Source organism: Patulibacter medicamentivorans, from assembly GCF_000240225.1.
In the GTDB taxonomy this organism is placed as follows: domain Bacteria; phylum Actinomycetota; class Thermoleophilia; order Solirubrobacterales; family Solirubrobacteraceae; genus Patulibacter; species Patulibacter medicamentivorans.
Genome location: NZ_AGUD01000238.1, coordinates 36,216 through 49,649, shown reverse-complemented (window position 1 = coordinate 49,649; position 13,434 = coordinate 36,216). Strand labels below are relative to the sequence as shown.

Below are 13,434 nucleotides of genomic sequence, written 5' to 3'. Positions count from 1 at the left end.
GCGTCGCTCAGCCCTTGCCGTTGCGACCGGCGAAGCGGTTCACGTCGGCCGAGTCGATCAGGTCGGGAGCCGTCCAGCCGTCCAGGTCGTACTCGGCCATGCACTGCTCGGCGAAGCCCTTGTAGGCGTCGACCTGACCGCTGGCGGTGGCGCTCTCCAGGCACTCGATCCGGATGCCCTCGTGGTTGCCGGCGTAGTTGCGCTCGTACAGCTCGTGGCGGCCGCCGAACTCGGTGCCGACGGCGTCCCAGGTCAGCTTCATCAGCTTGATCCGGCTCTCGGCGTCGTAGCCGTTGGAGCCGCGGACGAACCGGTCCAGGAGCGGCCGGATCTCGGAGCTCTTGAAGTCGACCGCGTGCGAGTTGAGGTAGATCAGCGCGCTGCCGAGGTCCTGCTGGATGATCTCCTTGATCCGCGGATAGGCCTGCGTGCCGAAGACCCGGTAGGCCAGGCCGTAGTCGAGCTTCGGCAGCACCGTGCCGTCGATCCACGGATCCGGGGTCCGGGCCATCGCGTCGGTCAGCCCCCAGAAGAGGTTGCGCCAGGCGAGCACCTCGCCGACCCGTGCCTGGACTCCGCGGAAGTCCTTGCTCCCGGTCGCCTCGACCCCCTTCAGGATCAGCCCGGCGAGGAAGTCGAGCTTGACCGCGAACCGCGTGCAGCCCTGGAACGTGAACCGCGGGATGAAGCCGGACATCGGGAAGAACCCGTTGATCTTGTCCAGGTCGCCGTAGACGAAGACGTTCTCCCAGGGGATCAGCGCGTTGTCGAACAGCAGGATCGAGTCGTTCTCGTCCAGCCGGCTCGAGAGCGGGTAGTCGAACGGGCTGCCCATCACCTCGGCCGCCATCGCGTAGGACGGCCGCGAGATCAGCTTGACCCCCGGCGTGCCCATGTCGACGGCGAAGATCAGGGCGAACTCCTTCGTCCGCACCGGCGCGACGCCGTAGTGGGCGACGAAGTTGAAGTTCGTGAGCGCGGAGCCGGTCGCGACGACCTTCGCCCCGCTGACGATCAGGCCCTCGTCGGTCTCGCGCTCGACGTGGACGTAGACGTCGCGGATCTCGTCCGGGCCCTTGTCGCGGTCGACCGGCGGGTTGACGATCGCGTGGTTGAAGTACAGGCAGCGCTCCTGCGCATCCTTGTACCAGCGCCGGGCGTTGTCCTGGTACGGCGCATAGAACTCGGCGTTGGCCCCGAGCGTCGCCAGGAAGCTGGCCTTGTAGTCGGGGCTGCGGCCCATCCAGCCGTAGGTCATCCGCGCCCACTCGGCGATCGCGTCGCGGTCGGCGACCTGGTCCTCGACGCTTCGCGAGGCCTTGAAGAAGTGGTGGGTGAAGCCGCCGTTGCCGGTGTCGGTCGGCGTGGTCAGGATCTTCGAGCGCTCACCGTCGTGCATCGCGTCGTAGAGCCGGGCGATCATCCGCGCCGCGTTGCGGAACGCCGGGTGGGTGGTGACGTCCTCGACGCGCTCGCCGTAGCAGTAGACCTCCCGCCCGTCGCGGAGGCTCTCCAGATACTCGTCGCCGGTCATCGGCCGCACCGCGTTCGCGGTGCCCAGGGTCGTCGCCACGCTGCTCACTCTCCAGGGGTTGAACGGGACGGACCGTAGAACGCACCCCAGGCCGCAACAACATCAATGAGGGCTTGATTGATATCCCTCGCGACTGAATAATCGGCCGATGGAGCTCCGCCACCTGCGCTACTTCGTCGCCGTCGCCGAGGAGCGCCACTTCGGGAGGGCCGCCCAGCGCCTGCACATCGCCCAGCCGCCGCTGTCCCAGCAGATCCGCCGGCTCGAGGCCGAGCTGGGGGTCACGCTGCTGCAGCGGACGACGCGACGGGTCGAGCTGTCGCCGGCCGGGGCGGTGCTGCTCGACCGGGCGCGGGGCATCCTCGCCGCCGCGGACGCCGCGGCCGAGGACTGCCGGCGGGCCTCCGACGGCGAGATCGGCAGGCTCTCGATCGGCTTCACCGGATCGACCACCTACTCGCTGCTCCCGCGGGTGGCGACGGCGCTGCGCGAGGGCCTCCCCGACGTCACCCTCGATCTCCGCGGCGAGATGATCACCCCGGCGCAGGTCGAGGGCCTGCTCCAGGGGACGCTCGACATCGGCTTCCTGCGGCCGCCGGTCCGGTCCCGGGACCTGACGCTCGAGGTGATCCGCTCCGAGCCGCTGGCGGCCGTGCTGCCCGCCGGTCACCGGCTGGCGGATGCGGACGAGGTGCCCCTGGAGGCGCTCGCCGACGAGCCGTTCATCGTCTACGCCCCGCACCTCCGATCGGTCCTCGGCGATCTCGTCGAGGACGCCTGCGTCGCCCACGGATTCACGCCGCGGATCGGGATGGAGGTGACGGAGACCGCGACCCTGGTCAGCTTCGTCGCCGCCGGGCTCGGCGTGTCGCTCGTTCCCACCTCGGTCTCGGGCATGACGGTCGCCGGCGCGGTCTACCGGCCACTGGCCGGCGTCGCTCCGCGCGCGCAGATCGCCGTCGCCCACGCGGCCGGGGAGCCACCACCGCTCGTGGCCCGCGCCCTGGACCTGGTGCAGACCGCCGTGATGGGGATCCCCGCCGACACACTCATATCGTGAGCGTCTCATTCCTTCCATCAGAACGACTTGGCACGTCTGGATCTGGGACGTACGGTGCGTCCGCCCCCAGCGCCCCCCGGCCGAGTCCCCATGCAGATCACCCACATCGACGCGATCCCGTTCCTCCTCCCCCTGCGCCGCGTCGCCCGCTTCGCATCGGGCGCCCGCGAGCGCGCCGACCACGTCCTGGTCCGGGTCCACACCGACGAGGGTCTCGTCGGTCAGGCCGAGGCCCAGCCGCGGCCGTACACCTATGGCGAGACGCAGGCGTCGATCGTCGCCGCGATCCGCGAGCACCTGAGCGCGGCCGTGACGGGCCTCGATCCGCTCGCGACCGAGCGGATCGACGAACGGATCGGCGCCCTGGTCGGCAACACCGTGGCCCGCGGAGCGGTCGACCTGGCGGTCTGGGACCTGGTCGGCAAGCTGCTCGACCGCCCCTGCCGCGAGCTGCTCGGCGGCTACGCGCCGGACGTGGCCGCCGCCCACATGATCAGCCACGGCGACCCGGCCGCGATGGCCGCGGAGGCGGTCGAGTACGCCGAGCGCTGGGGCATCTCCACCTTCAAGGTCAAGGTCGGGCGCGAGCTCGCCGTCGACATCGCGGCGACGACGGCGATCCGCGAGGCCCTGCCCGACGCCGAGCTCTACGTCGACGCCAACCGCGGCTGGGACGAGGACGGAGCGCGGCGTGCCGTGCAGGCGCTGCTGCCGCTCGGGATCCGCTCGATCGAGGAGCCGGTGCCGGTCGACGACCGCGACGCCCGCCGGCGGCTGGCCGCGCTCTGGCCGGTGCCCCTGGTCGGCGACGAGAGCTGCACCTCGCTGGCGAGCACCGCGCGCGAGCTCGACGCAGGCGCGGTCGGCACGGTCAGCGTCAAGGTCGCGCGGACCGGCTTCACCGACTCGCGGCGGATCCTCGGCCTCTGCCTCGGCCGCGGCATCCCCGTCACGGTCGGCAGCCAGTACGAGGGCGCGATCGGCGCGATCACCACCGCCTCGTTCGCGCCGGCGTTCGCCGCCACCGCCGGCCGCGCCGCCGAGGTCATGAACTACACGGACCTCGCCGACGACCTGCTGGCGGTGCCGCCCGACGTCCGCGGCGGGCGGATCGTCCCGCCCTCCGGGCCCGGCCTGGGCATCGAGATCGACGAGGACAAGCTCGACCACTACCGCCTCGACTCGCGACCCGCGTCGGCGGCGGCCTGACGGAGGCCCGACCGTGCTCTTCCTCGTCCAGATGGAGGTCCGGATCCCCCACGACCTCGATCCCGCGGCCGCCGACGACCTGCGCGCCCGGGAGCGGGACGTGGCCCAGGCGATCCAGCGCGACGGCCGTTGGCCGCACCTGTGGCGCGTCGCCGGCCGCTACGCCAACGTCAGCGTCTTCGACGTCGACTCCCCCGACGAGCTGCACGCGCTTCTGAGTAGCCTGCCCCTCTTCCCCTTCATCGACGCACGCGTGACCCCCCTGGCGCGTCATCCATCGGCCATCGACCACGAGACGGCGGCTGCCTTCGAGCAAGCCTCCGCCGCCGAGCGGCGAGAGAGGAGATAGATGTCCACCACCATCCAGCGTGGCGATCAGGTCGTCGGAGAGCTGCTGCAGCGCATCAACGCGCTGATCGCAGAGGCCGACGTCACCTACGACGAGTACCAGGCGGCCAAGCAGTGGCTGATCGACGTCGGGGAGGCGGGCGAATGGCCGCTGCTGCTCGACGTCTTCGTCGAGCACGCCGTCGAGGCGCAGGCGACCCGCCGGCGCGACGGGTCCGAGGGATCGATCCTCGGGCCGTACCACCTGCCCGACCACCCGTTCCTGGAGCCGCCGTTCGAGCTGCCGCAGCGACCCGACGAACGCGGCGAGTCGCTGTGGATCTCCGGTCGCGTCACCAGCGCCGACGGCCGACCCCTGCCCGGCGCGGTGCTCGACCTCTGGCACGCCGACGCCGACGGCCTCTACTCCGGTTTCTCGGAGCTTCCCGCCGGGCTCCTCCGCGGCAAGGTCCGTGCCGACGAGGAGGGCCGCTTCGCCGTTCGCACGATCAAGCCCGCGCCGTACACGATTCCCCACGCCGGCCCGACGGGCCGGCTGATCGCCGTCTGCGGCTGGCACCCGTGGCGTCCGGCGCACGTCCACCTGCTGGTGACCGCCGAGGGCCACGAACCGCTGGTCACGCAGCTCTACCTCGACGACAGCGAGTACCTCGACGGCGACATCGCCGGAGCCGTCAAGCCGTCGCTGGTCGTCCACCCGCAGCCGGTCGGGGATCACCTGGAGTTCGAGTACGAGTTCCGCTTGGCTCCGGCGCCGAGCGCCGCGGCCTGACGCCATGGCCGAGATCCTGCCCCTCCCCGTCGCCGTCGCGGAGCTCGTCCGCGACGGCGACAGCGTCGCGATGGAGGGCTTCACCCACCTGATCCCGTTCGCGGCCGGCCACGAGATGCTGCGCCAGGGCCGCCGCGACCTGGAGCTGATCCGGATGACGCCCGACCTGCTCTACGACCAGCTGATCGGCGCCGGCGCCGCACGACGACTCGTCTTCTCGTACGGCGGCAACCCCGGCGTCGGCTCGCTGCACCGCTTCCGCGACGCGATCGAGCACGACTGGCCGCATCCGCTGGAGTTCGAGGAGCACAGCCACGCCGGGATGGCGGCGCGCTACGCCGCCGGCGCGGCCAACCTGCCGTTCGGGATCCTGCGCGGCTACGCCGGGACCGACCTGGAACGGCGAACCGCCGTCGAGCGGATCGCCTGCCCGTTCACCGGCGAGTCGCTGGCCGCCGTCCCCGCCCTGCGCCCCGACGTCGCGATCATCCACGCCCAGGAAGCCGACCACCACGGCAACGTCCAGCTGTGGGGCATCCCCGGGGTGCAGAAGGAGGCCGTGCTCGCCGCAACCCGCTCGCTGGTCACCGTCGAGCAGATCGTCGAAGAGCTGCAACCACGCCCCGGCGGGATCGTCCTGCCCGGCTGGACGATCGACGCGGTCGCCGAGGCCCCCGGCGGCTCGCTGCCGTCCTACGCCCTCGGCTTCACCGAGCGCGACAACGACGCCTACCGCGAATGGGACGCGATCAGCCGCGACCGCGACCGCTTCCGGGCGTGGCTCGCCGAGCACCTCCTGACGACCACCGAGGCGACGGCATGACCGCGGTGACGGGTCGCGCCGGCCGCTCCCGCGGCGGTCACCGGGCGGCCACCCCGGAAGAGCTGCAGACGGTGGTCGCCGCGCGCCGGCTCGGCCGGGCCCGCTCCTGCTTCATCGGCGTCGGGCGCCCGAGCACCGCGGCGATCCTCGCGCGGATGCTCCACAACCCCGAGCTGGTGATCGTCTACGAGTCCGGCACGATCGGCGCCCGCCCGTACCGGGTCCCGTTGTCGATCGGCGACGACGCGCTGGCGGTCAGCGCCGACGCCGTCGTCTCGGTCCCGGAGATGTTCGCCTACTGGGTGCAGGGCGAGCGGATCGAGCTGGCGTTCCTCGGTGCGGCGCAGATCGACCGCTACGCGAACCTCAACTCGACCGTGATCGGGGACTACGACGCCCCGCGGACCCGGCTGCCGGGTGCTGGCGGCGCGCCCGAGATCTCCGCTGGCTGCCACGAGGTGGCGATCATCGTCCCGCATGGCCGGCGGACGTTCGTCGAGCAGCTGGACTTCCGGACCACGGTCGGTCACGGCGACGGCCCGGGATCGCGCAAGCGGCTCGGCCTGCGCGGCGCGGGGCCGACGGCCGTCTACACCGAGCTCGGCGTCCTGGAACCCGATCCCGAGCACCTCGAGCTGACGCTGACGCAGGTCCATCCCGGCGTCGACCCGGAGCAGGTGCGAGCCGCGACGGGCTGGGACCTGCTCGTCGCGGAGCACCTGCGCGAGACCGTTCCGGCCACCGCCGAGGAGCTCTCGGCGCTGCGGGAGCTGGTGGCGCGATGAGCTGGGGCGGCCTGCTCCACCACCAGGTGACCGGTCCGCCGGAGGCCCCGGTGATCGTGCTCTCGAACTCGCTCGGCACCGATACGCGGCTGTGGGACCTCCAGGTCGACGCGCTCTCCGAGCGGCTGCGGGTGGTGCGCTACGACCACCGCGGCCACGGTCGGTCCCCCGTCCCGCGTGGCCCCTACGCGCTGCAGGACCTCTCGCGCGACGTGCTCCGCCTGCTCGATCACCTCGGGGTCGCGCGCGCGTCGCTCTGCGGCGTCTCGCTCGGCGGCATGGTCGGGATCTGGCTCGGCGCCTACGCGCCCGAGCGGATCGAGCGGCTGGTCCTCTGCTGCACCTCGGCCCACCTGCCGCCTGGCGACGCCTGGGTCGAGCGGGCCCGGGCGGTCCGCGCCGCCGGGTCGACCGCGGTCGTCGCCGACGCGGTGCTCGCCCGCTGGCTGACCGCGGACGGGCTCGACGAGGATCCGGTGCGGGCCGCGGCGCTGCGCTCCATGCTCGTCGCGACGCCTGCGGAGGGCTACGCCGGCTGCTGCGAGGCGATCTCGCGACTCGACCTGCGGGACGCCCTCGGGCGGATCGTCGCGCCGACGCTCGCGATCGCCGGCGCCGACGATCCCGCCACGCCGCCGGAGCACCTGCGCGCGATCGCCAACGGCATCCTCGGCGCCCGGCTGGAGGTCCTCGAGGGCGCGGCGCACCTGGCCAACCTCGAACGCCCCGACGCCCTCACCGCGCTCGTCCTCGAGCACTGCGCCGCGCCGGAGGTCGACCGTGCGTGAGGCCGTGATCTGCGCCCCGTTGCGCACCCCCGTCGGACGCTTCGGCGGGGTCTTCCGCGACGTCCCGGCCGCGACCCTCGGCGCCACCGTGATCACGGCCCTGATCGAGCGGACGGGGATCGACCCCGCGTCGATCGATGACGTGCTCTTCGGCCAGTGCTACCCGAACGGCGAGGCGCCGGCGATCGGCCGGGTCGCCGCGCTCGACGCCGGCCTGCCGATCGACGTTCCGGGGTACCAGATCGACCGTCGCTGCGGCTCGGGCCTGACCGCGGTGGTGACCGCCGCGATGCAGGTCCAGACCGGGGCCGCCGAGGTCGTCCTGGCCGGCGGGGCGGAGTCGATGAGCCAGGCGGAGTTCTACGGCCTGATGCTCCGCTGGGGGCCCAACCGCGAGGGGATCGCCCTCCACGACCGCCTGGCGCGGGCCCGGGTGACCGCCGGGGGCGAACGCCATCCCGTCCCCGGCGGGATGCTCGAGACGGCCGAGAACGTCCGTGCCCGCTACGCGATCCCGCGGGCCGAGCAGGATGCCTTCGCGTTGGAATCCCACCGGCGCGCCGTCGCCGCGCAGCGCGCTGGGCGGTTCCTCGACGAGATCGTCCCGGTGACCGTCCGCGCCCGCGAAGGGGATCGACGGATCGAGAGCGACGAGCACCCGCGGCCCGACGCCAACCTGGAGCGGCTGGCGTCGATGCGTCCGATCCTCTCCGGGACGGTCGAGGACGCCACCGTGACCGCCGGCAACGCCAGCGGCCAGAACGACGGCGCGTCGGTCTGCCTGGTGACCACCCCCGAGCGCGCCCACGCGCTGGGCCTGCGCCCGCTGGCGCGACTGACCAGCTGGGCCGTCGCCGGCGTCGCGCCGGCGCTGATGGGCCTCGGCCCGGTCCCGTCGACGGCGAAGGCGCTGGCCCGCGCGGGTCTGACCCTGGCGGACATCGACCTGATCGAGTTGAACGAGGCATTCGCCGCCCAGGCCCTCGGCGTCACCCGCGAGTGGGGGCTCCGCGACGCCGACTTCGAGCGGCTCAACGTCAACGGGTCGGGGATCTCGCTCGGGCACCCGGTCGGCGCGACCGGGGGACGGATCCTCGCGACCCTGCTGCACGAGCTGGACCGCCGCGAGGCCCGCTACGGTCTCGAGACGATGTGCATCGGCGGCGGCCAGGGCATCACCGCGATCTTCGAGCGCATCGCGCCCTGAGTGAGGCCACCCGCCCGGGATCGGCTCCAGTGCCGGTCCCGGGGCCCGCCCTGCGCGCGGCGGCCTGACCCTTGCCCCGAGCCAAGCGTCAGACGAGGAAGCGCGCCGGTCCCCGGATCTCGACCACGCGAGCGACGGGCTCCCGGACCAGAGGCAGGTGGCGGTGATCCGGGTTGGCCATCGAGATCGCCTCGTCCTCGACGAGCCCCGATCGGCCGGTCGGTCGCAGCCCGGCCGCGACGACGCCGGCGACCAGCGAGACGACCGCCGCGACGAGGTAGGCGCGATCGGCGCGGGCCATCCCGTCGGCGATCGACGTCGGATCGCCGACGATCGCGACGACCCCGGCGGTGCCGATCACCGCCCCGACCTGGCGGAAGGTCGAGCTGAGCGCGCAGGCCGCGCCGAACCGCGCCTGCTCGACGTGCTCGACGGCCGCCGCTCCCAGGATCGGGAACGCCAGGCCGATCCCGATCCCGGAGGTGAAGCTCCACGGCACCCAGGCTCCGACGAAGTCCGGCGCCTCCGGAGCGCCGGTCAACCCGATCACCCCGACGGCGTAGAGCACGACGCCCGGGACGATCACCACGCGGTGGCCGTAGCGCTCGGCGACGGCGCCGGCCGGCCGCGCCACGATCGTCGACGCGAGCGCCCCGGGGACCGCCGCCAGGCCGGCCTCGAGCACGGTGTAGTGCCAGATGCCGGTCAGGAACAGGACGTTGCCGAGGATCACGGCGAACATCGCCGCGGAGAAGAGCAGCATCCCGACGCTGCCGAGCCGGAACGACGGGATCCGCATCAGCGCGGGGTCGACGACGGGATGCGGATGGCGCGCGCAGTGGCGCACCAGGACCGCGCCCAGCACCAGTGCGCCGCCGAGCGCTCCGAGGACCCGGCCGCTCTGCCAGCCCCACGAGCCGCCCTCGACCAGCGCCAGCGCCAGCAGGCCGAGGCTGAGAGCCGCCAACGCCGCCCCGACGAGGTCGGGGCGGGCCGGTGCCTGCTCGTCGCGGCTCTCCCGCAGCCCGCGGACGCCGAGCCAGAGGACGATCGCGCCGAGCGGCAGGTTGACGACGAAGATCCAGCGCCAGTCGGCCAGCTCGACGAGGGCGCCGCCGAGCGGCGGACCCGCGGCCGCGGCGAGCGCCGCCGAGGCGCCCCACGCCGCGACGGCCCGCGCCCGCTGGCCGCTCGGGAACTCGGTCAGCACGAGCGCCAGCGAGGAGGGGATCAGGATCGCGCTCGAGGCACCCTGCACGACGCGGAACGCGACCAGCGACTCCCAGCTCGGCGCGATCGCGCACAGCAGGCTGGAGAGCACGAACCCGACCACGCCGAGCAGGAACAGTCGGCGGCGGCCGAAGCGATCCGCCAGCGCACCGGCCGGGACCATCAGCGCGGCGACCACGATGAAGTAGCCGTCGAGCACCCACGACAGCTCGGATCGGTCGGCGTCGGGGAACGACGCCGAGATGTCGGGGAACGAGACGTTGACGATCGTCGCGTCGAGCAGGCCCAGGAAGGCACCGCCGGACGCCGCGACGAGCGCCATGGCGCGGCGACTCATCGATCCTCCAAGGCGTAGCAGGACACGGCTGCCAGTCACCCTGGCCCCGCGACGGCCCGCCGACAATCGGTGGGCCGCACCGAGATTTCGCCCGGAGACGCCCGATCGCGGCGGAACGGGGGTCCCGCGGCAGCGCCGCCGAGCGGCCCCGCCGGGCGTCCGCTCAGCCGCCGAGCGCCCAGCCGAGCAGCTGCGCGTTCTTGTACTGCCACAGGTACTTGCGCGGCGGGTCGGTGCGGTAGCGCGAGCGGCCGGCGGCGCGCGTCTCGGCGCCGTCGCGCGTCCAGTAGTCGATCGATTGGTCGTGGGTCCCCAGCAGTTCCTTCGCGGCATCCGCGAGCGCGGCGCGCTGGCCCGGGTCGGTGCTGAAGAAGGCGCCGAGCGCGACCGGGATCGCGACGTCCAGCGCGTGCTCGAAGCCGACGAAGGGGTTGTCGTCGTCGACGTCGTGCTTGGGCCCGAAGCTCGCGGCGATGTAGTACGGGTAGGTGCTCCCGACCTCCATCGGGCCGCTCTGTCCCGGGCGCCGGACGTCGACGCCGCGATCGACCTCGCACTGCGCCAGGTCGACCAGCGCCGGGCCGGCCGACGCGTCGCCGGTGGCCTGGTAGGCGCGCAGGAACGCGTAGGCCAGCAGGCTCGACATCCAGGGCGAGAACGTGTGCTCCTCGCCCTCGGGCGGGTAGTTGAAGCAGCCGTTCGGCGGGTTGCCGTCCAGCGGCGTCGTCTGCCGGTCGCGCATCGCGCGGATGCCGGCGGTGATCACGCCGGCCTGGTGGGCGCTGCCGGTCAGCTCCGCGTCGACGGCGTGGGCGAGCAGCGCGAAGCCGCGATGGCGCTCGGTGTCGCCGCTGCCCGTCAAGCCGATGTGGAACTCCATCCCCCACGAGATGTAGCCGATCCTCCGCAGCGCCTCGGGGTCGCCGTTCAGGAGGTAGTCCGACAGCAGGCTCTCCGAGTAGGAGTACTTCATGTCCTGGAACGCGTCGTTCGGGTTCGGGTTCTTCAGCTTGAAGCTGCCGACGCAGTAGGGGTAGAGCGTGCCGGCGCAGGACTCGGGGCCGTAGATGTTCTGGGCGTAGTGATCGACGGCGCGGTTGGCCTCGCGCAGCAGGTCGACGTTGCCGGTCCGCAGGTAGCCGTTGTAGAACGCCTGCGTGCGGTCGTAGAGCCACGGCTCGGCGTCAGCGTAGAAGTCGACCGTGTCCCGCGGGTCGGTCACCGGCCAGTCCTGGCGGCGGGCGTGCTGGTTGACGAGCGAGTAGAAGAAGTCCTCGGTCGCCCCGTCGAGCTTCGCCAGGTAGGGCCGGGTTCCGGCGACCTCGGCCATCGGCACCATCGACGTGCAGGCGAGGTAGCGGTGGTCGATCGCGGCCAGCACGGCCGGCTCGCGGATCGTCAAGCCGCTGGTGTTGACCGACGGGGCGTAGGTGCCGTCGTCGACCACCCGATAGGTGTCGCGGACGGGAACCTGGTCGGCCAGGTCACGGGTGCGCCGGCGGTTGACGCCGATGGTCACCGGGACCGTGGCGGTGGTCGGGAAGGCCATGTCGAACTGGACCAGGACGCTGCGAATGCCCGGATTGCCACCGGCCTGCAGGCCGTCGCACAGCAGCCGCTGGTCGGGAGCGCGCTCCCAGGCGCCGAGGCTGCGGACGAACGCGGGGATCTCGTGGCCGTCCGGTCCGGTGACCGTGATCCGGGACGTGTCGACCAGGGTGCCGGGCGGCAGCGGTAGCCCGAACGAGACGCGCCGGGTCTGGCCGACGGCGTCGGACGACGGATGCAGCCCGACCGCGACGTCGCGCGGCGCGCCGTTGACGGGGGCGCCGCCGCCGGACAGGTCGTCGCGGCGGTCCATCTCGGCCGTCATCGACCGGTAGTTGGTCGGCCGCGGGTGGAAGCCGGACTGCTCGAGGTCCCGCGACGGGTCGGGATCCGGGTCGGGATCCGGGTCGGGATCCGGGTCGGGATCGGGATCAGGACCCGGGCCGCTGCCCCGCTTCTGGACGACGAACAGGTGCGCATCGTCGACGGTCGCGGTGATCGACCCGCTGTCGTCGAGCTTGAACTGGAAGAGCACGTTGTCCAGGCGCTGGCCCGCCGTGTCGAGCGTCAGGAGGACGTCCACGATCCGGGTGCTGTCGACCGGGAGGCTCTGGCACGTCGAGCGCGGGACGCTGTCGATCTGCAGGTAGGCGATCGAGCAGATCTGGAGCTGCTTGCCGGGAGCGGATGCGCTCTCGACGCGGACCTTGGCCCGGACCGTCACCGAGTCGGCGAGCGGCCCGGCGCCGAAGCCGTAGTCGTGGAACTTGACGATCCGGCCGAAGGTCTGCGCGGTCACGCTCAGGCTCTGCTGGCCGGCGATCGGGTTGATCGCGGTCTGCGTGGCCGTTCCGTCGGTGGTCGGCGTCGCCGGGACGAAGCCGGCGACCGACGACTCGAAGCCGTTGTCGGCGATCAGGTCGACCAGCTCGGAGCCGTCCGGCACCGGCGGTCGCGGGCCGGGGTCGGGATCCGGGTTCGGGTCGGGCTGCGGGTTCGGGTCGGGCTGCGGGTTCGGGTCGGGCTGCGGGTTCGGGTCGGGCTGCGGCTTGGGCTGCGGCTGCGGCTGCGGTTCGGGCTGCGGCCTGGGCTCGGGCTGCGGCCGCGGCTGCACCGGCGTCCGTCGAACCATCCCGACGTGCACGTCGTCGAGGATCGCCGTGATCGATCCGCGACGGTCGTAGCCGAAGCGGAGCAGCACGCGCGTCAGGCGCCGACCGCCGGTCCTCACGGTGCGCGACAGGTCGACGACCCGTCGACGGTCGACCGGGACCGCCCGGCAGGACCTGCGCGGAGCCCGCTCGCCCGCGAGGTAGGCCAGCACGCAGACGTCCAGGCGGCCACGACCGCCGGTCGACGTGCCGACCACCCGCAGCCTCGCCGTCGCCGTGACCGAGTCCGCGGGCGGACCGTCACCCCCGGGATCGCGGCGGAACCAGACGATCCGCCCGCCCCGCTCGATCTGCAGGCGCAGGCTGCGTGCGCCGGCGATCGGCTGCCTGCGCGTGCGCGACACCAGACCGTCGACCGCTCGCGAGGTCCGCGGCGCGAAGCCGGCGACCGAGGACTCGAAGCCGCCGTCGGCGAGCAGTTCGACCCGCTCGGAGCCGACCGGGACGGACGGCGCCGCCACGGCGCCGCCGGGGCCGGCCGCGGTCGCGACGAGGAGGACGAGCAGCGCGTGGAGCGGTCTTGGCTTCATGGGTCTCCGCGGTCGTATGCGGGTCGTCGTCGGCCGGCGACGAGCGAACGCCTCGCCGGCGGCATCCGTTGGTTCCGGGCGCCCACGAGAC

At 73.0% G+C, this 13,434-nt stretch carries 11 protein-coding genes; 8 read left to right on the top strand and 3 right to left on the bottom strand.

Annotated elements, in window-relative coordinates:
• Positions 1 to 7: 7 nt before the first annotated feature.
• Positions 8 to 1,534: a 4-hydroxyphenylacetate 3-hydroxylase N-terminal domain-containing protein gene (locus PAI11_RS15815; RefSeq protein ID WP_050897270.1), complete on the bottom strand. Its 1,527-nt coding sequence runs from the start codon at positions 1,532 to 1,534 to the stop codon at positions 8 to 10.
• A gap of 148 nt (positions 1,535 to 1,682) precedes the next feature.
• Between PAI11_RS15815 and PAI11_RS15810 the strand changes: the two genes are divergently transcribed.
• The 8 genes from PAI11_RS15810 (at position 1,683) to PAI11_RS15775 (ending at position 8,526) form a co-directional block, all read left to right on the top strand.
• Positions 1,683 to 2,594, top strand: a complete 912-nt coding sequence (locus PAI11_RS15810; protein ID WP_007576556.1) for a LysR substrate-binding domain-containing protein — start codon at positions 1,683 to 1,685, stop codon at positions 2,592 to 2,594.
• Between the two features lie 90 nt (positions 2,595 to 2,684).
• Complete coding sequence (locus tag PAI11_RS15805; protein WP_007576555.1) at positions 2,685 to 3,803, top strand: mandelate racemase/muconate lactonizing enzyme family protein; 1,119 nt, start codon at positions 2,685 to 2,687, stop codon at positions 3,801 to 3,803.
• A 13-nt stretch (positions 3,804 to 3,816) separates the two neighbouring features.
• A complete protein-coding gene (gene catC / locus PAI11_RS15800) occupies positions 3,817 to 4,152 on the top strand; it encodes a muconolactone Delta-isomerase (RefSeq protein ID WP_007576554.1) in 336 nt (111 codons plus the stop codon).
• Positions 4,153 to 4,923, top strand: coding sequence for a dioxygenase family protein (locus PAI11_RS15795; RefSeq protein WP_007576553.1), 771 nt, complete (start codon positions 4,153 to 4,155; stop codon positions 4,921 to 4,923).
• Between the two features lie 4 nt (positions 4,924 to 4,927).
• On the top strand, positions 4,928 to 5,746 hold the full coding sequence (locus PAI11_RS15790; RefSeq protein ID WP_007576552.1) for a CoA transferase subunit A: 819 nt from the start codon (positions 4,928 to 4,930) through the stop codon (positions 5,744 to 5,746).
• Positions 5,743 to 6,531, top strand: a complete 789-nt coding sequence (locus PAI11_RS15785; protein ID WP_050897268.1) for a CoA-transferase subunit beta — start codon at positions 5,743 to 5,745, stop codon at positions 6,529 to 6,531. The genes PAI11_RS15790 and PAI11_RS15785 overlap by 4 nt, the downstream gene beginning before the upstream one ends.
• The gene (pcaD, locus tag PAI11_RS15780; RefSeq protein WP_007576549.1) at positions 6,528 to 7,319 is read left to right on the top strand and encodes a 3-oxoadipate enol-lactonase; all 792 of its coding nucleotides are present in this window, start codon (positions 6,528 to 6,530) and stop codon (positions 7,317 to 7,319) included. Before PAI11_RS15785 ends, pcaD begins: the two co-directional genes overlap by 4 nt.
• A complete protein-coding gene (locus tag PAI11_RS15775) occupies positions 7,312 to 8,526 on the top strand; it encodes an acetyl-CoA C-acetyltransferase (protein WP_040600580.1) in 1,215 nt (404 codons plus the stop codon). The genes pcaD and PAI11_RS15775 overlap by 8 nt, the downstream gene beginning before the upstream one ends.
• An 88-nt stretch (positions 8,527 to 8,614) precedes the next feature.
• Here PAI11_RS15775 and PAI11_RS15770 read toward each other — a convergent pair whose 3' ends face one another.
• Both PAI11_RS15770 and PAI11_RS27880 read right to left on the bottom strand, forming a co-directional pair.
• Positions 8,615 to 10,093, bottom strand: coding sequence for a DHA2 family efflux MFS transporter permease subunit (locus tag PAI11_RS15770; protein ID WP_138974357.1), 1,479 nt, complete (start codon positions 10,091 to 10,093; stop codon positions 8,615 to 8,617).
• A gap of 163 nt (positions 10,094 to 10,256) precedes the next feature.
• Entirely contained in the window at positions 10,257 to 13,343 is a 3,087-nt protein-coding gene (locus PAI11_RS27880; RefSeq protein ID WP_007576543.1) for a hypothetical protein, read from the bottom strand.
• Positions 13,344 to 13,434 lie beyond the last annotated feature (91 nt).

What these genes read in the sequence shown, in the direction of transcription:
- PAI11_RS15815 (WP_050897270.1), bottom strand. Translation starts at nt 1,534, where the DNA reads ATGACCGGCGACGAGTATCTGGAGAGCCTCCGCGACGGGCGGGAGGTC.
- PAI11_RS15810 (WP_007576556.1), top strand. Translation starts at nt 1,683, where the DNA reads ATGGAGCTCCGCCACCTGCGCTACTTCGTCGCCGTCGCCGAGGAGCGC.
- PAI11_RS15805 (WP_007576555.1), top strand. Translation starts at nt 2,685, where the DNA reads ATGCAGATCACCCACATCGACGCGATCCCGTTCCTCCTCCCCCTGCGC.
- PAI11_RS15795 (WP_007576553.1), top strand. Translation starts at nt 4,153, where the DNA reads ATGTCCACCACCATCCAGCGTGGCGATCAGGTCGTCGGAGAGCTGCTG.
- PAI11_RS15790 (WP_007576552.1), top strand. Translation starts at nt 4,928, where the DNA reads ATGGCCGAGATCCTGCCCCTCCCCGTCGCCGTCGCGGAGCTCGTCCGC.
- PAI11_RS15785 (WP_050897268.1), top strand. Translation starts at nt 5,743, where the DNA reads ATGACCGCGGTGACGGGTCGCGCCGGCCGCTCCCGCGGCGGTCACCGG.
- pcaD (WP_007576549.1), top strand. Translation starts at nt 6,528, where the DNA reads ATGAGCTGGGGCGGCCTGCTCCACCACCAGGTGACCGGTCCGCCGGAG.
- PAI11_RS15770 (WP_138974357.1), bottom strand. Translation starts at nt 10,093, where the DNA reads ATGAGTCGCCGCGCCATGGCGCTCGTCGCGGCGTCCGGCGGTGCCTTC.
- PAI11_RS27880 (WP_007576543.1), bottom strand. Translation starts at nt 13,343, where the DNA reads ATGAAGCCAAGACCGCTCCACGCGCTGCTCGTCCTCCTCGTCGCGACC.